This is a genomic window from Kitasatospora sp. NPDC002040 (genome assembly GCF_040296785.1).
Taxonomy (GTDB): domain Bacteria; phylum Actinomycetota; class Actinomycetes; order Streptomycetales; family Streptomycetaceae; genus Kitasatospora.
On the sequence record NZ_JBEOXV010000011.1, the window covers coordinates 36,487 to 57,071 of the forward strand.

At 71.7% G+C, this 20,585-nt stretch carries 26 protein-coding genes; 22 read left to right on the forward strand and 4 right to left on the reverse strand.

The genetic code is table 11. The annotated features are described in order from the left end of the window. Positions 1–105: 105 nt before the first annotated feature. The 3 genes from ABT118_RS22590 to ABT118_RS22600 all read right to left on the reverse strand — a co-directional run bounded on the left by ABT118_RS22590 (position 106) and on the right by ABT118_RS22600 (position 3,764). Positions 106–1,482: a hypothetical protein gene (locus ABT118_RS22590; RefSeq protein ID WP_350671841.1), complete on the reverse strand. Its 1,377-nt coding sequence runs from the start codon at positions 1,480–1,482 to the stop codon at positions 106–108. 719 nt (positions 1,483–2,201) lie between these two features. Further along, a complete protein-coding gene (locus tag ABT118_RS22595; protein ID WP_350671844.1) occupies positions 2,202–3,443 on the reverse strand; it encodes a helix-turn-helix domain-containing protein in 1,242 nt (413 codons plus the stop codon). Positions 3,444–3,446: 3 nt separating this feature from the next. After that, positions 3,447–3,764 carry a putative quinol monooxygenase gene (locus ABT118_RS22600; RefSeq protein ID WP_350671846.1) on the reverse strand — a complete coding sequence of 106 codons (318 nt, stop codon included), beginning with the start codon at positions 3,762–3,764 and terminating at the stop codon, positions 3,447–3,449. A gap of 252 nt (positions 3,765–4,016) precedes the next feature. Here ABT118_RS22600 and ABT118_RS22605 point away from each other — a divergent pair, with 252 nt between their 5' ends. From ABT118_RS22605 to ABT118_RS22710, 22 genes are all read left to right on the forward strand, one after another. Further along, the gene (locus ABT118_RS22605; protein ID WP_350671848.1) at positions 4,017–4,649 is read left to right on the forward strand and encodes a hypothetical protein; all 633 of its coding nucleotides are present in this window, start codon (positions 4,017–4,019) and stop codon (positions 4,647–4,649) included. Then, positions 4,649–5,035 carry a WhiB family transcriptional regulator gene (locus ABT118_RS22610; protein ID WP_350671850.1) on the forward strand — a complete coding sequence of 129 codons (387 nt, stop codon included), beginning with the start codon at positions 4,649–4,651 and terminating at the stop codon, positions 5,033–5,035. Before ABT118_RS22605 ends, ABT118_RS22610 begins: the two co-directional genes overlap by 1 nt. Before the next feature lie 4 nt (positions 5,036–5,039). Beyond that, positions 5,040–5,180 carry a hypothetical protein gene (locus ABT118_RS22615; protein WP_350671852.1) on the forward strand — a complete coding sequence of 47 codons (141 nt, stop codon included), beginning with the start codon at positions 5,040–5,042 and terminating at the stop codon, positions 5,178–5,180. 257 nt (positions 5,181–5,437) lie between these two features. After that, positions 5,438–5,692 (forward strand): hypothetical protein, encoded by a 255-nt coding sequence (locus tag ABT118_RS22620; protein WP_350671854.1) that lies wholly within the window; start codon positions 5,438–5,440, stop codon positions 5,690–5,692. A 112-nt stretch (positions 5,693–5,804) separates the two neighbouring features. Next, positions 5,805–6,062, forward strand: a complete 258-nt coding sequence (locus tag ABT118_RS22625) for a hypothetical protein (protein WP_350671855.1) — start codon at positions 5,805–5,807, stop codon at positions 6,060–6,062. A gap of 100 nt (positions 6,063–6,162) precedes the next feature. Then, positions 6,163–6,759, forward strand: coding sequence for a hypothetical protein (locus ABT118_RS22630; RefSeq protein ID WP_350671856.1), 597 nt, complete (start codon positions 6,163–6,165; stop codon positions 6,757–6,759). Between the two features lie 32 nt (positions 6,760–6,791). Further along, the gene (locus tag ABT118_RS22635) at positions 6,792–7,319 is read left to right on the forward strand and encodes a hypothetical protein (protein WP_350671858.1); all 528 of its coding nucleotides are present in this window, start codon (positions 6,792–6,794) and stop codon (positions 7,317–7,319) included. 46 nt (positions 7,320–7,365) lie between these two features. Next, the gene (locus ABT118_RS22640) at positions 7,366–9,468 is read left to right on the forward strand and encodes a coiled-coil domain-containing protein (RefSeq protein WP_350671859.1); all 2,103 of its coding nucleotides are present in this window, start codon (positions 7,366–7,368) and stop codon (positions 9,466–9,468) included. 224 nt (positions 9,469–9,692) lie between these two features. Next, positions 9,693–10,208, forward strand: coding sequence for a hypothetical protein (locus ABT118_RS22645; protein ID WP_350671861.1), 516 nt, complete (start codon positions 9,693–9,695; stop codon positions 10,206–10,208). Between the two features lies 1 nt (position 10,209). After that, on the forward strand, positions 10,210–10,392 hold the full coding sequence (locus ABT118_RS22650; RefSeq protein WP_350671863.1) for a hypothetical protein: 183 nt from the start codon (positions 10,210–10,212) through the stop codon (positions 10,390–10,392). A 933-nt stretch (positions 10,393–11,325) separates the two neighbouring features. Further along, positions 11,326–12,579, forward strand: a complete 1,254-nt coding sequence (locus ABT118_RS22655; RefSeq protein WP_350671866.1) for a hypothetical protein — start codon at positions 11,326–11,328, stop codon at positions 12,577–12,579. A gap of 13 nt (positions 12,580–12,592) precedes the next feature. Next, a complete protein-coding gene (locus ABT118_RS22660; protein WP_350671868.1) occupies positions 12,593–13,132 on the forward strand; it encodes a hypothetical protein in 540 nt (179 codons plus the stop codon). Between the two features lie 102 nt (positions 13,133–13,234). Beyond that, positions 13,235–14,074, forward strand: a complete 840-nt coding sequence (locus ABT118_RS22665) for a hypothetical protein (protein WP_350671871.1) — start codon at positions 13,235–13,237, stop codon at positions 14,072–14,074. Beyond that, complete coding sequence (locus ABT118_RS22670) at positions 14,074–15,537, forward strand: ATP-binding protein (RefSeq protein ID WP_350671873.1); 1,464 nt, start codon at positions 14,074–14,076, stop codon at positions 15,535–15,537. Before ABT118_RS22665 ends, ABT118_RS22670 begins: the two co-directional genes overlap by 1 nt. An 80-nt stretch (positions 15,538–15,617) precedes the next feature. Further along, positions 15,618–15,812 carry a hypothetical protein gene (locus ABT118_RS22675; RefSeq protein WP_350671875.1) on the forward strand — a complete coding sequence of 65 codons (195 nt, stop codon included), beginning with the start codon at positions 15,618–15,620 and terminating at the stop codon, positions 15,810–15,812. 34 nt (positions 15,813–15,846) lie between these two features. After that, positions 15,847–16,536 (forward strand): hypothetical protein, encoded by a 690-nt coding sequence (locus ABT118_RS22680; protein WP_350671876.1) that lies wholly within the window; start codon positions 15,847–15,849, stop codon positions 16,534–16,536. 133 nt (positions 16,537–16,669) lie between these two features. Further along, the gene (gene dnaN / locus ABT118_RS22685) at positions 16,670–17,974 is read left to right on the forward strand and encodes a DNA polymerase III subunit beta (RefSeq protein WP_350671879.1); all 1,305 of its coding nucleotides are present in this window, start codon (positions 16,670–16,672) and stop codon (positions 17,972–17,974) included. Positions 17,975–18,030: 56 nt separating this feature from the next. Continuing rightward, positions 18,031–18,735, forward strand: a complete 705-nt coding sequence (locus ABT118_RS22690) for a hypothetical protein (protein ID WP_350671882.1) — start codon at positions 18,031–18,033, stop codon at positions 18,733–18,735. Positions 18,736–18,770: 35 nt separating this feature from the next. Further along, on the forward strand, positions 18,771–19,016 hold the full coding sequence (locus tag ABT118_RS22695) for a hypothetical protein (protein ID WP_350671884.1): 246 nt from the start codon (positions 18,771–18,773) through the stop codon (positions 19,014–19,016). 87 nt (positions 19,017–19,103) lie between these two features. Further along, positions 19,104–19,343 (forward strand): hypothetical protein, encoded by a 240-nt coding sequence (locus ABT118_RS22700; RefSeq protein WP_350671886.1) that lies wholly within the window; start codon positions 19,104–19,106, stop codon positions 19,341–19,343. Positions 19,344–19,469: 126 nt separating this feature from the next. After that, positions 19,470–19,646, forward strand: coding sequence for a hypothetical protein (locus ABT118_RS22705; RefSeq protein ID WP_350671889.1), 177 nt, complete (start codon positions 19,470–19,472; stop codon positions 19,644–19,646). A 21-nt stretch (positions 19,647–19,667) separates the two neighbouring features. Then, positions 19,668–20,078 carry an Imm10 family immunity protein gene (locus ABT118_RS22710; RefSeq protein ID WP_350671890.1) on the forward strand — a complete coding sequence of 137 codons (411 nt, stop codon included), beginning with the start codon at positions 19,668–19,670 and terminating at the stop codon, positions 20,076–20,078. 156 nt (positions 20,079–20,234) lie between these two features. Here the strand turns inward: ABT118_RS22710 and ABT118_RS22715 are convergent, their stop codons facing one another. Next, the gene (locus ABT118_RS22715) at positions 20,235–20,516 is read right to left on the reverse strand and encodes a hypothetical protein (RefSeq protein ID WP_350671892.1); all 282 of its coding nucleotides are present in this window, start codon (positions 20,514–20,516) and stop codon (positions 20,235–20,237) included. Positions 20,517–20,585: the final 69 nt, after the last annotated feature.

Genomic DNA, 20,585 nt, shown 5'->3' on the forward strand with positions numbered 1-20,585 from the left:
CTGCGGGGTCCTGGGGCACTACGCCCACGGTGAGTCTCCTTGTTCGATGGCGATTCGAATCGGCGGCCGGGGGTGCGATCCCCGGCCGCCTTCGCGTGCCGCAGGTCAGCGCCTGATGCCCAACTCGGCAAGCACGCCGGCGATGTCCAGACCGGCGCCGGAGACGCCCCTGGCCCGCATCTCCTCGCGACGGCACGACGGGCAGTCCAGCGGCTGCACCGGGTGGTGCGGGCACTTGCCCGACTCGGGCCTGCGCGGCGCAACGGGCCGGGCCGGGGCACCGGCGAACTGTGCGTGGATCGCCTCGCCCAGGCGCCACCACGACGGCTTCTCGGTGCCCATCCAGGCCGCCACAGCCACCAGCCACTCCACCGGCTCGCCCTTGGCTACCAGCTTGACCACCGAGTCGGTGAACTCCACCAGGGAGTCCGCGCCACGGTGCGGACCGACACCGATCGAGTCCCGGCTCGACAGCCAGGCCGTCACCACCTGCCGAACCTCCGGCGACACCTCGTCGCCCGAAGCGGTCGCAGGCTCCTCCCGCTGCGCGGGCACGGCCGCAGCCGAAGGCGCGGCTTGTCCCGCGTGGCGGTGGTCGTCCTTGTCGATCTTCTCTTCTTCTTCTGCCCGGGCGGGTGCCTCCGATGGTGTCTCGGGGACGGGCGGTGCAGAAGAGAAGGGAATGGACGAGAAGGGAATACAAGAGGGGTCGCGTTCTTGCAGGTCAGCAGCCGAATCGTGGTTGGAAATCCAACCAGGCGGGTTGAAGATCCAACCAAGCTGGTTTGAAATCCAACCAGCTTCACCCACCTGGTTGGTTTTCCAACCAGGCTTGAGGCCGCTTCCGCCGCCGCCGGAAGCGACGCCGGGATCGGCAGTCCCGGGGGTGGGATCGGCAGTCTCCTTGGGTGCCGCCGGAGGCTTCGGCTCAGCCTTCTTGCGGGGCTTGCGGGCAGCCGGCCGGGGCCGGTCCGGGGCATCGTCGCTCTCCTCGCGCACCGGCTTGTCGAAGGGCAGCCCGGCCCGGATCGCTTCGAGCTTGGCGTAGGCGTTGCGCCAGCCGTCGTACTCGACCCCGGTGGCCGGCCAGTCGTTGACCCGGATCGACAGCGGGCGCGACGCCGCCTTCACGCTCGACGACGTCGAGATGGGCTGGCCCTTGGGGTCGGTGATCAGGCCGACGCTCGACAGGTCGCGGAAGATGTCGCGCATCCGGCCCAGACTGGACGGCTTGACTGTCCCGTCCGCCGTGATCATCGGCACCATCTTGCACAGCTCGTCCAGCGTGAGTGAACGCACCGGACCGTGGCTCTCCACCACCAGGTCCCGCATGATGTGCCAGGCTCGCACCGCGCTGTCCCGGATCGAGGCCAAGTTGACCCAGTCCGGCTTGGCGCTGATGTACCAGCCGCCATTGTCTGGCGGCAGCAGTGAGATCCGTTGCCCGCCAGTGCCGCTCTGCTTAGTCCGCTTGTCGCTCACTACTTCACCCCGCCGATCCGGCGAAGGCGCCCAGGAGCAGCCCGGCCTGGACGCTGGGTGCGAGGGCGAGGTGGCCGGCGAACTCGGTGATGGGCAGATTCTTCACAGGGGCACCTCCGATCCAGTCGTGGCTGCTGAGGGCGGGCCCGGCCAGGCAGGCCAGGCTGGGAAGTTCAGGGAAATTGGCCTCACAACTGATAGGGGCCGGATTTTCGAGCTCCGTGTGACGCGTAGTGAGCGGGGTCAGATCATCGGATGCAACGCGCGGCGGTGTGCTGGGCTTGAGGCCGACCCCACCGCAGGCGGCCTGTGGACAGAGCTCACCCAAATCGGGCTGGAGCAGATGCGTTCCCCCAGAGGTGTCAGCAGCGGTCTCGGCGCGACGGATGCTGCGGGCGTAGGTGGGCGCGGATCGGGCCGGAGTGACACGGCTGATGCACAGAGTGATGGAGCTGCGGGACAACAGGGCGCTACCTCTCGGGGGCGCCGTCGCCAGCCGGATTCAGGGGCAGCCCAAGCGGGCGAGAGACGGGTGTCTCTCGCCGGAGCCCGGGTACGACTGGTACCGTCGGCGACGACTCATGTAGCAGCGGAGCGGCCCAAGATTGGCGTCTGGGGGCCGCTTTTGCTGTTTCTGGACTTTGGTTGGCACCCCCAGCACCAAGCAGAGCCCAGCCCCTGGAGGGCTGGGCTCTGCTTGGTGCTGGGGGTGTGTCTGCTTAGCCGGTAGCGTCGGCCCGTTCCGCAAGGGCAAGGAGCTCGGGAGACGCTGTTCGGCCCGCGATGAGCACCAGCTCGCGAATGGTGCCGCGTGCCGCTACGTGAGTGCGCACCGTTTCTGGGGCGAGTAGTTCGGCTTGTAGAAGACACTCCAGAGCTTCGCCTGGGTGGCGCCGTTGAGCGTGAGCTCGACCCAGGTCCATGAGCAGTCGTGCTTGGCGTTCCGCCGAGAGATTGCTGGCGTCGATGGCCTCACCGATGTCGAGGGCTTCGCCAGCGTCGCCGAGATCAACGGCTGCTGAGACCGCCTGGATCTCCACATTGGTCGGGCCGAACTCCAGGTTGAAGTCGTTTCGGTCTTCCCCGAGACGGACGGCTATTTCTCGGGCGGAGTTGATCTCGTTCCGGGTCGCAGCCCGGTCGCCAGCTCGCGCGTACACGAGGCCAAGGACCAGGTGAAGAGATCCTGCGACTGATAGTTCCTCTGGGCTTGCAGTGGCGGCCGCAGCCCGTTGACGGACTGCGTTGACTGCTGTCCGAGCCGTGTGCTCCGCCTGATCGAGTCGACGCAGTCTGACGAATGCCTGTGCAAGGCGAAAGGAGCCAGCCAGTACGTCCAGCGGCCGGCCGGACTGCTCAGCCGCCCGGATGGATCGGTCCGCGGCAACCCACGCAGCGTCAGCTTCGTTCTGACGCACAAAGGCGGCCGACAGCGCCTGATAGGTCCGGGCCAGTAGAACCTGGGCTTCGGCCTGCTCGGCGACAGGCAAGGTTCGGCATGCCCTTTCCAGTTCCGGCACCAACTCGCTGAGTCGCAGGCTGAGCTGGCTGAACCGGGCTGCGTGCATCAGCTCCCAAATCTCAACCACCGCAGCGTCGAGGTCAGAGAGACCCCGCGTTGGCACGACGGAATCATCGAGCAGGACATCGAGTGCAGGATGGCCCGAGATCAGCAGACGCGCACCGTCAAGGTCGTTGGGCTCCTGATCTGCGTCAACTGTTGGGGGCGCAGCTGGCCGCGAGGGTGCGTCGGGGCGAAGAGCCTGGACTGAAACGCCCAGGCCATCAGCGAGTAGTTGCAGGACGTCCAGCCGTGACACGGGCTGGACACCACGTTCGACCTGAGACAGCCAACTGGCAGTGCGGCCAATCTGGTTCGCCAACTGGCTCTGCGTCAGGCCGCGAGCGGTGCGCAGATCGGCGACGCGCTTACCGAAGGCCCGCTGCGGGGTCTCTGACATGCCTCACTCCGAGGTCGTGTACTTGCCGGCCAACTCACTGAGGAGGGTCACCTCGAAGCTGTCCAGATGCTGCCCGCGCTCTGCCAGGAAGTGCTTCACGTGAGGCTGCTCCTCGTGCAGCTCGAAGGCGTTGCGGTCCTGATAGAGCTCGTAGAAGACGCGCACAAGCGCGTTCTCCTGGTCCTCATGGCTGGCGTAGACGAGCGTTCCAGGCTCGCTCGCCTGAATGCCCTGCAAGGTCATCGCCGTCAGATCGTCGAACGCCGCTGCTGCCTGCGGGCTTCGCAGGGTGAAGCGAACGACCAGGCCGAAACCGGACATAAGTGCCTCCTCTTCTGAGTCGCACTAAGCATCGCACACTCGTAAGCTTGCTACGAGTCGTAGTTTTTCTTGACTCGCATTTTTTCTGCGAGTAGCTTCAGTGTTGTTGCGACTGAGGGGCAAGTCACCTCAGGAGCGCTGCTCGTCGTGCCTAAAACAGGCGCGGCCCCGGGTTTTGCCGTGCGTCTTGTCCACGCACAGCACCCGGGGCCGTCTCGAACCAGCACCTCAAGCCACTGAGGAGTGATCCGCATGTCCCAGTCTTCCATCACCTCGACGCGTCGCCCCGTGACCACGACCGGCCGGGCGTTCGCCGAGGCGATCGTGACGATCACCCACACCGCCGCCACCGCCTGGGTCACCGCCACCGCGTGGATCGCCGAGGCCGACGGTGTCGAGCGGCAGCGCCGCGCCGCGGTCCAGCACATCGCCGAGCTCACCGGCACCGAGCCGCTCCATTGGACCGGCGAGATCAGCGCCCAGGACTGGGACACCGTCCTCACCTTCGGCGCCGACGCCCTCCTCGCCCTGCACCGGGACGCCTCCACCGAGCAGTCCTTCGACCTGGATCTGGTCGAGGCAGCCAGCGAGTACGCCGCCCTGGCCGTCGAGGACACTGAGTACTGCGTCCCGCTCGGCAGCAGCACCAGCCGCGTCCTGGACCGCACCCGCGGCGGCCGCGCCGAGAGCCAGATCACCGAGCTGCTGGAGACCCAGGAGCCCGACCTCACCGACGACCTGCGCACTCCGGCCGTCACCGCGGCGATCGCGACCTGGTCGCCGTTCTCCAACACCCGCTGCGCCGCCGCCCGCCACCTCGTTCGCTGCGCCGACGGCACCCGCCGGGACCGCGAGGGCAACATCGTGACAATGGAGGTGGCCTGATGACCGTCTTCAACTTCAGCGCCCGGCCGATGTCCAGCGCGTACAGCACCACCGACGTCCAAACGGAGACCGTCGGTTCGTGCGCCGGGATCGACTCGGAGCTGTCCTTCCCGCTCGCGCAGTCCCGGACCGCGCTGGAGACCACCCCTGGCGAGCAGGCTGCCCTCGACATCTGCGCGACCTGCCCGCTCGCCCAGCGCACGGCCTGCCTGACCGCGGAGCTGTCCTTCGGGCCGACCCACCAGTGGGGCGTCTTCGGCGGGATGACCGCAGCCCAGCGCCGCTACGTGCTGAACCGCACCCGCACCACCGACCGCCTCACCGCGCAGATCGCCCGCCAGCTCAACACCCCGACAGCGGCCGTAGTGCTGCCGCTGGCCGGGTGACCCGGTGACCCCGACCGAGATCGCAGCCCAGCTCCAACGTCAGATCAACGAGCAGCAGGCCCGCATCGAGGCGCAGCACGCTGCTGACCGCCTCGCCGCTGAGTTGTCCCGTCAGCAGGTCATCAGCCAGGGAGGCACCCCGTGACCACCTCCGACTTCGCGATCTGCCGCTCGTACATCGGCGGCGGCATCCCGACCACCACGCCGTCCGCGCCGCCGACCCCGCCCGCCCCGGCCCCGACCGGCGGTGGCCGGTGAGCAGCCCCGAGGACGGCGCGTGGACCGGCCAGCAGATGGACGAGCTGCTGCGCCGGGCCCGGGAGATGCACCAGAAGGCCGCGGCCGAGAGGAGCGGCAGCCAGCAGCGGTAGCACCAGCCACGACGACTGAGAGGACCCCGCGATGTTCGACGAGGACGCGTACGCCGCCCGCCAGGCCGAGCTGGAGCAGATACACGCCGACTACGAGGCCGCCGACCAGGCGGAGTACGTCGCCTGGCAGATCGAGGTCGACGCCGACGCCATCCGGTACCGGGTGGACGCCTTCCTGGAGTGGCCGGCCACCGACGGCGCGGTCTTGGAGCTGCGGCACGTGCTGTACGAGGCCGCCTACCCGGAGCAGGTCGCCGCGTTGCGGCGCCTGGCCGCCCTGGCCTGACCGCCTCGGCCTCTGTCGTTCGCCACCGCGCCCACCCCGCACCGGGGCAGGGCGCGGCGGTGTTCGAAGGTGCCCGACGCACCCCAGCCCACTGCTACCGAGGGAGCCGCGGATGTTCGAGAAGCTGCGCGCCGCCGTCACCGGCGCCACCGTCGACCTTGCCGGTCAGCACCAGTTCACCCGCGACATCAAGGCCCGCATCGCGGGCGGCGACCTGGAGGCGGCCGCCGTCTTCCGTACCGGCACGCTCGCGGCCGCGCTAACCGAGCGGGGCCGCGAGGCGCGCGGCCAGGAGGTCGTCGACTACGTCCAGGCCGTCCAGCAGGCCGACGGCAGTGCCGACCGCGTGAGCTGGTTTTTCCGCCGCTGACTGAACCACCTCACCGACCACCGCGCCGCCGTGCCCGACCCGGAATCCGGGGTGGGCACGGCGGCGCACCTCTCTCGCCTATATACGGAGGACACACGTCATGCCCCTGCCCGCCTGGATGCGCGCCGACGAGCCCGCCCTCACCCACGACGACCACCCGCTCGCCGCGCTCGCCGACCTCGCCATCTGGCTCGACGCCCCCGCGACCCGCACTCGCTGGAGTGAGCTGCGGCGCAGCCGGGAGATCGCTGAGCTCGAGGCCGAGCGGGTCGCGGGTGACGCTCGCTTCGGCAGTCAGCTGCACCGTCGCGCCAGCGTCGTGCAGGTCGCCCGGGCCGCCGAGCAGCTCGCCCACGCCGAGGCCCGCACCCGACTGTCCGCCTTGGCCGCCGAGCTCGCCGACCTCACCCGCGCACGGCTGATCACCACCGTCACCGACGACACCACCGCCGCCACCGTTCCGGGGCTGGCCGAAGACGCCGTCCTGGTCAGCACCGGTATCCGCCAGCTGCTCGCCGACCTCACCGAGACCCGGCACTCCGACCCCCGCGAGATGCTCCACCAGGCCCGCGCGGTCTTGCCCCCGCTGCTCAGTGCCAGCGCGGCTTGCACCGCTACCCCGGCCACCCTGCGCGAGTGGGCCTCCGAGGTCGCCCTCGCTGTCACCGTCCTCGGCACCATCCTCCTCGCCAACTGACCCGCTGACCCGCTGCTCGGGAGGAACCCCTGATGCTGACCATCACAACCATCCGCAAGATCAAGGATCTGCGCGCTCGCGCGATCCAGGCCGAGGCCGAGGCCACCGAGACGGCGGCCGCGTTGGAGGCGGCCCTGACGCTCACCGCGTCGCCGGGCGGCTGGACGCCGGCTGAGCCGCCGGTGGACGGCGACTTGGCCGCGGTCCTGCGTTATGTCGATGCAGGTGTCCGCGACGAGGCGGCCTGGCGGGCCGCGGGCTTCGCCGAGCAGCACTTTGACTCGGAGAACTCGCTCGGCTTGGCCCTCCCCGAGCGCTGGACCGGCCTCCCGGACGGCAGTGCCGTCCACTACCTCGGCGCCGGCCAGTGGCTGCATTACCACCCCGGCCGCAGCAAGTCCGGCACCGCCAGGTCCAGCTACTACCCGGCGGCTGAGCGCATCGGCCTGCTCTTCAGCCGCTCCGTCGACAGGGACGTGCAGCCGCTGATGAGCCTGGCCGACCTGTTGGAGCGGCTCGGCGCCTGCTCCGTCGACTACCGCGTGGGCCAGTCGGCCTGACGCTGACCGCCCGCGTTCCCCGCGCACGTATATAAGGAGAGCCCTCGTGGCCGCCCGCACCCGAACCCCCGCCCGCCGCCCGGCGGCGAAGAGCACCACGAAGACCACTCCCACCACCGTCACCACTGCGGCCCCGGTGGCCGAAGCGGTGCCCGCCCCCCGCGACCCGGCCATCAACCAGGCCGCGATCGACACCCTGCTGGAGAGCGCCCGCACCGAGGCCGACCAGCTGCGCACTGCGGCTCAGGCCGACGCCGACCAGCTGCTCGCCGAGGCCCGCCTGAAGGTGGCCGACGCCGAGCGGCAGGCAGCGGAGGTCCGGGCCGAGGCCGGCGCCGTGCTGGCTGGCGCCGAGCAGCAGGCGAGGGCGGTGGAGGCCGAGACGGAGGAGCGCCTGGCGCTCGCCCGCGACGAGCTGGCAGACGCGATCCGGCAGCGCACCGCCGCCGAGCAGACGGTGGCCCGGCTTGCGGCGATGACCGAGCAGCAGCTCCAGGCCGCCGAGCAGGCGGTGGCCCGGGCCCGCGAGATCGCCGACGGTGACCTCGCCGCCGCCGAGCAGACGATGGCCCGCCGCCGCCAGACCGCCGAGAAGCTCCAGGCGGAGGCCGAGGCAGAGGGGACGCGGATCGTCGGCGCGTCCCGGGAGCGGGCGCAGCAGATCCTCGCCGAGGCTGAGCAGGCCACGGCGCAGGCCCGCCTTGAGGTCGAGCAGGTCGCCCAGCACGGCGAGCACCTGGTGGCCGAGGCGAAGAGGCAGGCGGCGGCGCTGGTGGAGGCCGCTGAGCAGGACGCTGAGGCCCGCCGGGAGTCGGCGGCCAAGGCGCGCACGGAGGCCGAGACCGACGCGGAGCGGCTGCGCGGTCTGGCCCGGGCAGCGGTCGACGCAGCGGAGGAGGAGGCAGCGCAGGTGCTGGACCGCGCACGGGAGCAGGCCGACGACCTGGTGAAGGACGCCGAGTCGCAGGCGGAGCAGATCGAGCGGGACGCGGCGCATGTGCTGGCCACCGCCGAGGGCCAGGCCACCGAGGCGGTGGCCGAGGTGACGGCCCGGGCCGAGGCGCTCGCCTCCGGGGTGATCCGTAACGCCGAGAGCGACGCGGAGCAGCTGCGGGCCGAGGCCGGGGAGCAGGCCGGCCGCCTGGTGGGCGACGCGCAGACACGGGTGCGCGAGGTGCTCGGCGCCGGCGCCAGGCAGCAGGCCGACGCGCAGGCCCGGTTGGCGGCGATCCGGGAGGAGGCCGAGGAGGCCGAGGCCTTGGTCGCCAAGACGCGGGTGCGCCAGGCGGTGGTCGACCTGTGGGGCCCCAGGGTCGCGCTCGCCGCGACCATCGTCCTCACCGCCAGCGGGGAGTTCGCGCTCGCCCGGATGTCGGGCTGGCCCTGGCAGGTCGCCTGGGCGCTGCCGCTGTCGATCGACGTGTACGTCGTCCAGTCGTTCCGTCGGCACCGGGACGTGCTCGGCGCGATCATCCTGATGGTCGCGGCGAACGCGGTCTACCACCTCGCGGCGGCCGGCCTGGTGGGCGTGCACACCGCCGGCCCCGATAAGGGCAAGCCGCTGTGGTGGCTCATCGTGACGGTCGCGGCCATCGCGCCGTGGGTGATGTGGCGCCTGCACCAGATCACCTCGACCGGTGAGAGCGGCCACGGCGACGGCGAGCCCGGCCTCGGTGAGAGCGAGACCGAGGCGAGCGACGGTGAGAGCGGTGAGTCGGTCTACGTCGATCTCAACGACGACCTCGCCGCCCTCACCCCCGCTCTGGAGGACGGCGCGGTCGACGGGCGAGACCGCCGTGAGATCGGAGCCGGGTCCGGTGAGAGCGGCGGCCGTGAGAGCGGCCGTCCGATGCGACTGGTTGAGACCGGCGGCGGCGAGCGTGAAACCGGCAGGTCAGAGCGCGAGACCGGTCGTGAGACCGGACCCGGCGCGGCGCTCGCCAAGCGCGGCGGTGAGACCAAGAAGCGCGCCTCCGCCCAGGACGCCGAGATCGAGGGCGAGATCACCGCGCTGCTCAGTCTCATGCACCGCCGGGGCGGAGCGGAGCTGGTCTCACTTGAGGACGCCGAGAAGGTCACCGGCAAGAGCCGGGCGACGGCCGGCCGGCGCCTTGAGACCGCGCGCGGCCGCTTCCGCAAGACCGGCTGAGACCGCCCGCCCGCCGACGCCCACCAAGGGATGCATGGCGGCCGAGCCAGTCTCACCGCAGCAGTGACAGAGAGCAATCCACGAAGTCGGTCTCTCCGGTGGCCACCAGGGCGAGGAAAGCGCCCTGGTGACCGCCGAAGGCGCCGGCAGCGCCGAGCACCACCGTAGCGACCCGGCCATCCGGCCGGAGCCCGGGTCGAGAATCCCTTCTTCTGGAGGACGGCATGTCCCAGATCAACCGCGGGTGGACGTCCGACCACCTGCTCAAGCCGAACGGCACTTCCCTGTACGCCGACCAGCAGCGCGAGCGGCTGCGGCAGATGGCGAACGAGGCCCTCGGGCTGCTTCACGAGTACCAGGCGTCGCTCGGGGAAATCCGGATCGATGGCGACAAGCCGTGGGACCGGAAGTCGCGCGCGAAGCGGGCGGCGAAGCCGATGGCCAGCCTGGAAAAGCACCTGCGGCAGGCCGTGACCGACGCCGAGCGAATCCACACGGAGTACACCCGCCTTTACGTCGAGCTGCCACTCAAGCGGGCCGAGCGCGCGAAGGCGAAGGAGCTCAAGAAGGCCGCCAAGTCCAGTGTTCGAGGCGGTCAGGAACAGCAGGCGATGAACACCGCGTCGGCCCTGCACGGAATCGGCCAGGGCGTCTACGTCGACCAGAAGGGGAACGCGTCGGGAAACCCGGAGAAGAAGGAGTCGGTTACGTTCCTCGATTTCCTGGAAAAGGGTGCCTGAAATGCCGATGACGCGCGGCCAGATCGAATATTGGCAGCGGTATCTGGCAGCGACGCAGACGAGTCCCGACCGGGCCCGGGCGCTGTGGGACCTGGCCCGGAGCCTGGCCGGCGAGGACGAGGCGGCGTGGGCCGACCTGGTCCGGGTCCTGGGCGCTTGGACCCAGGCCCGGGCCAACGCCTGAGCCGCTCCGCAGGGCGTGACGCTACGCGCTCAGTTTTTCGGCGGGATGCCTCGGTCCGGGGTCGCCACGTACGCGTACGTGCGCGTACGCGAGAGGCCCCGGATCGGTGACTGACAGTGACGACTGATTGGAGGCGGCCCGATGGCCGACGAGACCACCGGAGGCGAGGGCGGGAATGTGCTCGGCTTCCCGGCCCTGCTGGTGCCCGGCGCCGTGACGGCGCCCTCCGGCGCCCCGACCCTCGCACCGCTCACCACGGAATTCGGCCCGCCGACTTCCCTTTCCATTCCCGCCGCCCCGGCCCTTTCCGGGGCCGTGGAAAGCGCCACATCCGCGACGGAGGCCCCGGCCGCGTCCGGGCCCGGCAAGCTCTCCGAGGTCGCGGCCATGACGTCGGTCATGATGGCCGGAATCACGGTCGCGGCCCTGCGCGGCGCCTATCACGCGGTCGGCTACCTGAAGGCCAGGGCGGAGCACTTCAAATCCGTCCGGGATCAGCAGGAAGCGACCACCGGAAAGGCCAATGCCGAGCTTGAAAAGGCCCGGCTCGGTATTTTCGCGGCGCAGCAGAAGAGCCGGATGCAGCCCAGCCCGGAATTCGGCCGAACCTCGAAGGGAACCGGCCCGAATTCCTCCGCGAATACGGGCCGAATGAATGCGATGCCGCCCGCCGGGCCGAAGCCCGGACCGCCCGGCAAACAGCCCGGCGACACCGGCAAGAAGCCCGATACGGGCCGCAGCGGGGGCGTGGACGGGCGAGGAGGCCCCGGAGACAGTCCGGGGCCGGGCAAGGTCCAGGACTCCCGCAGGAAAGCCCTCGAGGAGTCGGGGCGCAGTCGCCGCCCGGACCGGAATTCCAGCCCCGAAAAGGGCCCAGGAAACCGTCCCGGGAAACAGGACTCCGCCCCGAAGCAGCCCCACGGCCCGGACACGATGCGTGGCGCGGCCCGCCAACGCGCCGCGAACCGCATCACGAACGGGCCGTCGCCCAAACCGCCGAAGACGCCGAAGCAGCGGCCCGGGCCGGACACGATCCGCGGTGCCACCCGGCAGCGGGCGGCCGACCGGATCACCAACGGCAACTGGAAGCCCGCCAGTGGTAACCCGAACGCCGTGCGGGGCCCGGACACCATCCGGGGCGCCGCACGCACCCGGCTCGCCGGCCGCATCCTCAACGGCAAGAAGCCCAAGCCCGGCGCGGCGGACGGTGCGGCCGACTCTCCGACCGGCAACGCCGAGACGACCGGCACGGGCGCGACCGCGGCGGCGGGGATGTCCTCCGGCGGCTCCCCGTACATGCAGCAGGTCAACAAGACCAAGAAGAAGGCCGGCCGGGCCAAGGCCAAGGCCCGCTCCCGGGCGAAGGCCCGGATGAAGAAGGCCGGGGACCGCCGCCACAGCGACAGCAAGCAGACCTGGTGGCAGCGGGCCGGCACCCGCAGCAGCAGCAAGAAGAAGAAGACGACGAAGGGCAAGAGCGGCACGGCGGGTGCCGGGACGACCGGCACCGGCTCCACCGGCACGGGCTCCACCGGGGCTCAGTCGGGCCAGGGCGGGTTCGGTCCGCCGCCCGGCTGGGGTCACACCCAGGGCCCCACCGTCACCTACTCCCAGGCGAACCGGCCCGGGCCGCACACCGCCGGGGCGATCGGCCCCGGCACTGCGGCCCTGCCCCGCGCCCCGTACGCCAGCCCGCACGCCCGGCCCGGGACCACCGGGCCCGGCCCGACCCCACCCGCACCGACCGCCGGAGGACCGCCCGTGACCCTGCCCGCACCCCGCTCGCCTGCGGCCCCGCACGGCACCCAGTACGCCGACTCCGACCTGACCATCGGCGACGTCATCGAGGCCGACGCCGACATGGCCGAGGAGATCCGGCAGGGCGCCGACGACGCCCTGGAGGCCGCCGACGCCTGCGAGAAGTTCGTCGGCCGTCTGGAGGCCCTGCACGCCAAGGTCGTCGAGCTCAAGGTCCCCGGCGTCCTGGAGGGCCTGGTCCTGATGCTGATCGACATGACGGGCGAGGTGAAGGTCAGGGCGGAGGCCATCGCGGAGGCGATCCCCGCCGCCGCCGAGGCCATCGAGACCGCCGGCCACAACGCCGAACGCCGGGACAAGCCGGTCGCCGACGTCACCCGCGACCAGGGTCACATCGCCCCGGCCGAGCGCGAGTACCACGACCAGTAGGAAGGAGCACCCGATGTCCGACAGCGACCTCGTTCCGGTCAGCAGCAACGAGGCGGCCACCACCTCGACCGCCGTCAGCACCAGCGCCGCCCCGGCCGACACCGGCGGCGGGGTGGAGGTCTCCGGCGGCGGAGCCGTCTCGGCCGGCGGCGGCATTCTCGCGGCCACCGCCGAGGTGATCACCGAGGCCGTCAAGTACGCCATCGTCCTCACCCAGCTCACCCTCGCCGGGGCCAAGCTGCTGTTCCTCGCCGAGCGGGTCCGCGCGACCTACGCCTACGTGGAGAGTTGCGCGGAGTCGGTGGAGCGCCTGGCCGACCAGGCCGCCGGGATGAACGTGGACCGCGACACCGTCAACGAGCACCGCGAGGCCGCGACCGTCATGCGCGCGGTCCTGGAGGAGGCCGAGGCGATGGCCGCCGCCACCGAGGACCTGAGCATCGCGTTCCAGCAGACCGCCGACGCCCACGAGGGCGACTACGGCCCCGTCGCCGACGCCATCGCCACCAAGGAGGGCGACATGGCCGACCGCGAGTTCTACAGCAACCGCTGACCTCACCACCCAGGGGCGGCCGGTGCCGCCCCGACCCGGGTGCGGTTCGGCCGTCCCTTCACCCTGCTGCCGCTTCCCCCGGCCCGTGAAGGAGCCCCCACCATGCTGACGCTCGGCCCGCTGCGCGGGCACATCGCCGTCGCCCGCGGCCACCTGGGCCGAACCGCCACCGTGGCCTGCGCCGCCGGACTCACCACCAACACCTTCCTCTCCAGCCAGGCCTGGCCCTACGTCGCCACCCTCGGCGGCGCCGGCGCGGCTACCGCCTGGGGCCTGATCTGGTCCGCGACCCTGCCCAAGGGCCGCATCCGCGACATCTCCACCGCCCTCTACTGCACCCCGCCCGTCACCGCCGCCGTGCTGCTCGTCGCCGAGCGCCTGGTCGACGGCGTGCACTGGTGGGAGCTCCTGCTGGACGCCGCCTGGCCGGTCCTGGTGTGGAAGTTCCGCCCCGGTCGCACCGCCCGGGTCCTGGCGGGCCGCGAGCGCTCCCTCGCTCCCGAGGCCGTCGAGCAGTACCAGGAGCAGCAGGCCGCGGACCTGGTCCCCGTCGGCTCCTCGCACCCGATGTCGCTGTGGTGGGCGCAGCATGTCGCCGTCGACGGCGGTGCGGCGCCGGGCACCGTGCTGCTGGAGGTGGAGCAGACCGGCCCGGCCTCGCTCCAGGCGCTGATCGCCGCCGCTGTCCCGGGCATGCCGGTGCCGACGATCTCCATCACCGCGCTGTCCGCGCGTCTGGACTGGGACGAGGACCAGATCAAGGTCAGCAAGGTGCCCGGGCACGGGGCCGGGGTCCGGCGCCTGAGCGTCGGCATCCCGCCGGAGGCCGAGATCACCGACCCGCGCGAGTACTGGGCCAAGCACATCGCCCCCAAGGGGATGCCGGGCACGTGGATCACCGACATCCGCGTGATCGACACCGATCAGAGGGAGCTGACCTGATGGCCCTGATCTACGAGGTCGGTGTGCGGGCCCCGGCCGGTGACGTCATCGGCTACGACATGCCGCGCCTGGCCGACGCGATGAACGTCATGGACCCGGCCCGCCTGGCGGTGGAGACCGTCGGCTCCCGGGGCCTGGTGACCATCTACCCGGAGGACCCGCTGGAGGAGGTCCTGCTGCCCGACCCGGCCGAGCTGCTGATGGACTCCACCGGCCGGATCTGGGTCGGCCGCCACCACAACGGCCGCCGCACCAAGGTCCGCCTGTACGACCCGAAGTCCGGGTCGGCGCAGCGGCTGATCCTGTTCGGCACCACCGGCGCGGGCAAGAGCACGGGCGGGCAGATCCTGCTGGCCGGGATGAAGCGCTCCGGCGTCACGGTGTTCTACGCCGACCTCAAGGGCGGGCAGTCCGCTCCCGAGGCCCGTGCCAACTGCGACTGGTGCACGTACACGCAGGAGGGCGCGATCGCCCAGCTGCGGACCTACTGGAACATCATGAAGGAGCGCGAGGCCCGCTACGCGGCGGCCGGCCGCTCCAAGTTTTTGATGAACCGGCCCGATCCGCTGATGTACATGATCGTGGACGAGGCGAACCGGCTGCTGGAGAAGGGCGCCCCGTACCGGGACGAGGCCACCTTCTACATCAAGGACATCGGCCGCACCGGCCGCAGCTTGGGCATGGGCATCGCGCTGTTCGCCCAGGCCGGCCATCTCGAGGAGCTCGGCGGCTCCGACACCCTGCGCTCCATGCTCAAAGAAGGCGAAGTGATCCTGCTCCGCTGGACCAGCAACCTGATGCGCCAGCTCGTCTCGGACGGTCTGCTGCCCGCCGGGCAGAAGCTCGCGGCGATCCCCAAGTACGCAGGTGTCGTCGAGCTGGTCTCCCAGTTCGACGACACCGAAGCCGACGAGGACCGGCCCGGCACCCAGGGCAACGGCTACCACCTGTCCGGCACCCACCCGACCTCCCGGATGCGGTTCTTCAAGGTCGGCTCGGAGATGCCGACCGACGGCCTGGACCCCGAGATGCTCGCCCTGTACGGCGACGGACCGGTCCCCACGCTGGAGGAGTCGTCCTGGGAAGCGGCCGGTAGGGCCTACGCCGGCCGCCTGGACGGCATGGCCGCCTACCAGGCCGCCTGCCCGGAGAAGTTCAAGGAGCCCGAGACCGGCGGCCGCGGCCAGGGCCGGGGCGGCAGCGGCGGCGGGAGCCGCCCGGTGCGCAGTGCCCCGGTGCCGGTCATCCCGGTGTCCGCTCCGGGGGAGCAGGAGCCGGCCCGGCCGAGGCGGCTCACCATCGGCGACCGCATCCTGGCCGTCCTGGAGAGCGCCGAAGCGCCGATGGACACCATCGCGATCCTCGACGCCGTCAACGCCGACGGCGGCAAGGTCGTGAAGCTCGGCTCCATCAAGGCCGCCATGACCGCGCTGAACGCGGCCGCCCGCGACGACCAGGGCTAGCCGCCGCTCCCGCCCGCTCGCACCGAAGGGCCTGCCGGAACTGCGGCAGGCCTTCCCACACCTGCCACCAGGAGTTCCCCGTGGTCGTTTCCGCCTCCCTCGCCTTCGTCCTGGGCATCATCGCCGTCCTCCTTCGCCGCAGCGGCGCCTTCACCCTCACCACCGGCCTGGTCCTGGTGCTGTTCGGCTTCGCCCTCGCCTCCACCGGCCTCGGCCCGACCATCAACAACCTCCTCACCAGCCTGGTCGCCCTCATCGGCGGCATCCGCTTCTGACCCGCACTCACCCGCAGCCCCGAAGGAGCCCACCGTGCCCGCTTCCGACAGCACCCCCCAGTTGCCCGACCCGGCCTCGGTCATCCTGCTGGAGCCCGGCTACACCGCCGTGCCCTGGGAGGGGCAGATCGTCGCCATGACGGTGGGCCGTGACCACGACGGGACGGCGTTCGTGCCCGCGATCGTCGACGGCCAGGCCGTCCCGCTCCCCGTGTTCGACGCGCCGGTCTGGCGGGACGCCGCCGACGCCCGCCTCGCCGAGCACCGCCGGGCCATCGCCGCCATGGACCCCGTGTCCCCGGTCGTCCCGGCCGTCCAGGCGCCGCCGATGGCCGCGGCCACCCTGGCGCAGTCCGCCGCCGACCCGGGCCTGCCGCTGGCGGTGCGCCAGTACGTCCTCTACGGCTCGGTCGCCGCGCTCGCGGCCGGCGAGGCGGTGTGGATGGTCGGCGCGGCCGTCGCCGCCGTCGCCCCGCACGCCGACGAGCTTGGCGATCTCCTCAAGTGGGCGGCCGTCCTGGTCGGCGCCGTGGTGCTCGGAGTCGCCGGGCTGCTCGGCAAGTTCCGCTCCCTCGGCGGCAGCACCGGGGCGGCGGCGAGCGCCACGGGCGACGGCGCGACCGCCAGCGGCACCGTCCTGGCCCTGGTCCACCGCACCCACCAGACCCAGATCGACAAGCAATCCGCCGGGTGGCGCGGCACCGTCACCAACAACAACGGCTGACCGACCGGTTCACCGGTCTCGCCCCCAGCCGCACCGCGCCCGCCCCGCCGACACCTGGCCGGGCGGGCGCGGCGCGTCCGGGGACGGGACCGGCCGCCCGGCCACCACCACCCACCAGCAGCAGGGAGCACCGATGACCACCGCGAACGTCAGCACCGGCCTGTACGGGCCGGCCGCCGACCCGGCCCCGGTCGGCGACGAGAGCATCGAGTGGGCGCTCTGGCACACCGCGACCGGTGAGCAGCAGCCGCAGTTCAACCTCGTCACCGCGCTGCTCACCGCGAGCCAGCACGCGGCCCGGGCCGCCCTGTCCCCCTGCGCGGTGTCCGGACACGCGGTGGTGCTGCACAACGGCCGCGTCTGGACCCCGTCGCCGACGGTGGTCTCCGGGGCGATCGTGCCGGAGCTGCTCTGGTCGGCTCGCTGCTCGGTCTGCCAGCGCGAGTACGACTACGAGACCGTTGCCACCTGCCGGGTCGACGCGGAGGTCGCCGACGTCGACCTCGAGCTGGACGGCGCGCGGCTGCGGCTGTTGTGCGGCGGGACCCGCTTCACCCTGCCGACCCTGCCCGTCGACGAGTACCCGGGCCTGCCCGACGTGCCCGACACCGTGCTCACCGTCCAGGGCGACGCGCTCGCCAACGCCGTCACCCAGACCGCCATCGCGGCCGACACCGACGACTCCGTCCCGGCGCTCACCGGCCTGCAGCTCGCCCTCGACGGCGACCAGCTCACCCTGGCGGCCACCGACCGCTACCGCTTCGCCGTCCGCAACGTCACCGTGGAGCCCACCGGCACCCTCCCCGGGGTGAGGCCCCGCAAGCGGGACAAGGACGCGCCCGAGCCGACGCCGGAGGAGCTGCGCCTCGCGGCCGGCACCGTGCTGGTGCCCGCCCGGTTTCTCGCGGAGGCGAGCCGGGCCCTGGCCGGGGAGCACCCGGTGCGGATCGGCTGGACCGACAGCCAGGTCACCCTGTCCGTCCCCGGCCGCACGATCGGGACCCGGCTGCTGGACGTGGAGTTCCCCAAGTACAGCAGCATCTGGCCCGACACCGCGACGGCCGCCATGACCCTCACCGTCACGGTCGAGCACACCGCCGCCGCGCTCAAGCGCGTCGCCCTGGTCGCCACCCGCGAGACCCCGGTGCGCCTCACCGTCGACGCCACCCGCGGCGTGCTGCTGCTGGAGGCCGGCCACGGCGATGACGCCCAGGCCCTGGACCGCGTCGAGTGCTCCGTCACCGGTGCCCTGCCCGACGGCGCCGACACGGCCGCCTTCAACCCCGGCTTCCTCGCCGACTGCCTCAAGAGTATGACCACCCCTCAGGCGCGCTTCCACTTCACCACCGCCACCAAGCCGGTGGTCGTCATCGGCACCTCCGGCGACCACACCGAGGACGACTACCAGCACCTGCTCATGCCGGTCCGCCTCACCTGACCCGCCCCGCACCACTCCCCTGACCGACCGTCACCATCCCAAGGAGCAGCTACACCGTGAACGAGAACAGCACCGGCACCACCGAGCAGCCCACCCTCGCCGACGCCGCCCGCCGCCGGCTGAACTCCCTCACCGCCCCGGGCGGCTGGCTCGACCAGCGCCGCCAAGACCTCATCGGCGGCCTGGACGACTTCACGACCGCCGAGCCGTGGGTGCGCACCCTCGCCTACCTGCTCGCCATCACCCTCGCCGTCGTGGTGCTCGGCACCGCCGGCGGCGTCCTGCTGAACGCGGCCGGCGCCGTCATCGACACCGTCCACCTCCCCCAGGTCCTCGGCGCCACCACCGGCCTGCGCACCGCCCTCACCGGCCCGGTCCACGTCTACCTGGACGCCCACACCACCAACCCGCTCACCCCCGCCACCGCCTACGCCGCCTGGAAGACCACCGGGGTGGTCGTCTTCGCGGTCGCCTTCCTCGGCCGCGTGCCGGTCGCCCGCCTCGCCTGGACCGCCTGGTCCGTCGCCACGCTCGCCATGATCTGGCAGGCCACCCCCGAGGCGGGCCGCCCCGTCGCCACCGGCGCGGCCGCCGCCGTCCTGACCGCCGCCAGCTTCCTCGCCCTGCGCGGCCTGAGCTTCTCGCTGCGCCCGATGATCATCAACCGCACCGAGATCCAGCCGCAGCAGATCACCATCCAGGTCCCCGAGGCCAAGCCCGCCACCCGGCACAAGCCCTCCGGCCCGTTCGACCAGCGCTGACCCCCGACCACCACGACCAGGAGCAGCCCGACCCCGTGCCCGACACTGCACTCCCCCACCCCCACCTGCCCGGCGACCGGCTCGCCGCCGTCATCACCCAGCGCACCCAGGGCCTGGCCGCCGACCTCAACCAGTTGCGCGCCGACGCCGACCACCTCGCCGCCGGCCTGCACCGCGGCTGGTCCACCGAGGACACCGCCCGCCTGACCACCCTGGCGCAGCGCATCCACGCCCAGGCCTCCCGGATCGAGGGCCTGGAGGACGCCCGCAGCCTGACCTGACCGCCCCACCCCGGGGCCGGTGCCAACCGGCCCCGGCCCCGCACCACTTCCTGCCGAGCACCGCCCACCCCGAAGGAACCGCCGCTGATGGCCATGGTCGTCTCCCGCGACGCGCAGATCGCCGCCCTCTACGACAAGCTCCACACCCGCTCCGCCACCCTCGCCAGCCTCACCCCCGGCACCCACTCCCACACCGGCCTCCAGGCCGAGTGCGACGCCATCTACGCCGAGATACGGCGCCTGCAGACCACCACCAACATCTCGCCGAAGGCTGTTCTAATCGTCCTTGGCATCGTCGCGCTGGTGATCTGGGGCGCCCTCCACTGACCCCGTCCGGGCACTGACGCTGCCCACCAGCACACGCCCTGCCCCGGCCACCATGGCCCGGGGCGGGGCGCTCTGGTGCGCGGCGCGGCCACCCGGCCAGACCACCCGAGCGAGAGGACCACCATCGTGCGCACCAAGACCCCGCTCACGTACTACCTGGCCACCGACGCGGACGGGACCGTTCCGGCCAGCCTCCCGGCCGGCACCCAGGTCAACGTCGCGGAGGCGGTCGGCGCGGTCGTCGACCGTTGCCGCGCCCGTTTGAGGCACGAAAATTCGTGCCCTGCTGCAGGATCGGCTTGACCGCGCTGATACAACCGCGTCATGACGTACAGATTCACCGCTCGTGCGGCTGGAGTAGAGATCGATCCTGACGGCTACTCCACCGAGGCGGGGCTCGCTGAGGGCGCAGATGGCAGCGGCTTCATCCTGCTGTTCATGGCAGGCGAGGACGATCCTGACGATCAGGAGGTCGCTCTGGGAATGGATACTCACTGCTTGGTCACCGCTAGGCAGGGGACCGCATACGGATGCGTTCGCGAAGCCGTCCTGGAGGGCAATGTCTTCCGGGTCTCGCTCGATCCTGAGGCCCTGGAGAGTCTTGGGTTGGCCGACAGTGAGATCGAAGCCGTCATCGAGGCGCCGGCCGAAGACGTCTCCAGGTTCCGAGAGGTGCTCGCTCAGGTGCTGGCCTACGGGCGAGCGGATGCTCTGCCCACACGTGTGATCATCTGATTCCGCTGCTGGACGCACAGTTCGTCCTCCTGGGGGACTGCCGATCAGCGAGGCAAGGCCAGGGCGACGACCAGGCGGCCGGCGGCAGGAACGCACCCCGGCGGCCGGGAGCGGCCCGTGCCATCCCGTACGACGCCGTGCCATCACGGGGTCCAGTCAGCCGGTGAGCCGGGCCAGGACCGCGTCTGGTACCTGTGCGGCCTGGCGGCGGAAGACCAGGCTGAACACCGCGAGTCCGCACAGCGCCAGGAGCAGGGTGGTCAGGTCGGCGGGGCCGGTGGTGTCGAGGGCGGTTTCGGCGCGGCGCAGGGCTGCGACGACAAGGCGGCGGTGGGTGCGCAGGTGCTGTCGGCGCGGTCGGCCGACGCCCCGTGCTCGGGCGAGGAGGGCTCGTTCCAGCACGCGAACGTTCTTGCTGACCTCTCGGCTGGCGGCCATCCGCTCACGGTGGGACGCGGATGTGTACCAGCCGAGCGAGACCAGGACGTGGACAGCTCCCGCGGGTAC

Coding starts and splice junctions, on each gene's coding strand:
- ABT118_RS22595 (WP_350671844.1), bottom strand. CDS start 3,443: ATGTCAGAGACCCCGCAGCGGGCCTTCGGTAAGCGCGTCGCCGATCTG.
- ABT118_RS22600 (WP_350671846.1), bottom strand. CDS start 3,764: ATGTCCGGTTTCGGCCTGGTCGTTCGCTTCACCCTGCGAAGCCCGCAG.
- ABT118_RS22605 (WP_350671848.1), top strand. CDS start 4,017: ATGTCCCAGTCTTCCATCACCTCGACGCGTCGCCCCGTGACCACGACC.
- ABT118_RS22610 (WP_350671850.1), top strand. CDS start 4,649: ATGACCGTCTTCAACTTCAGCGCCCGGCCGATGTCCAGCGCGTACAGC.
- ABT118_RS22620 (WP_350671854.1), top strand. CDS start 5,438: ATGTTCGACGAGGACGCGTACGCCGCCCGCCAGGCCGAGCTGGAGCAG.
- ABT118_RS22625 (WP_350671855.1), top strand. CDS start 5,805: ATGTTCGAGAAGCTGCGCGCCGCCGTCACCGGCGCCACCGTCGACCTT.
- ABT118_RS22630 (WP_350671856.1), top strand. CDS start 6,163: ATGCCCCTGCCCGCCTGGATGCGCGCCGACGAGCCCGCCCTCACCCAC.
- ABT118_RS22635 (WP_350671858.1), top strand. CDS start 6,792: ATGCTGACCATCACAACCATCCGCAAGATCAAGGATCTGCGCGCTCGC.
- ABT118_RS22645 (WP_350671861.1), top strand. CDS start 9,693: ATGTCCCAGATCAACCGCGGGTGGACGTCCGACCACCTGCTCAAGCCG.
- ABT118_RS22650 (WP_350671863.1), top strand. CDS start 10,210: ATGCCGATGACGCGCGGCCAGATCGAATATTGGCAGCGGTATCTGGCA.
- ABT118_RS22655 (WP_350671866.1), top strand. CDS start 11,326: ATGCGTGGCGCGGCCCGCCAACGCGCCGCGAACCGCATCACGAACGGG.
- ABT118_RS22660 (WP_350671868.1), top strand. CDS start 12,593: ATGTCCGACAGCGACCTCGTTCCGGTCAGCAGCAACGAGGCGGCCACC.
- ABT118_RS22665 (WP_350671871.1), top strand. CDS start 13,235: ATGCTGACGCTCGGCCCGCTGCGCGGGCACATCGCCGTCGCCCGCGGC.
- ABT118_RS22670 (WP_350671873.1), top strand. CDS start 14,074: ATGGCCCTGATCTACGAGGTCGGTGTGCGGGCCCCGGCCGGTGACGTC.
- dnaN (WP_350671879.1), top strand. CDS start 16,670: ATGACCACCGCGAACGTCAGCACCGGCCTGTACGGGCCGGCCGCCGAC.
- ABT118_RS22700 (WP_350671886.1), top strand. CDS start 19,104: ATGGCCATGGTCGTCTCCCGCGACGCGCAGATCGCCGCCCTCTACGAC.
- ABT118_RS22710 (WP_350671890.1), top strand. CDS start 19,668: ATGACGTACAGATTCACCGCTCGTGCGGCTGGAGTAGAGATCGATCCT.
- ABT118_RS22715 (WP_350671892.1), bottom strand. CDS start 20,516: ATGGCCGCCAGCCGAGAGGTCAGCAAGAACGTTCGCGTGCTGGAACGA.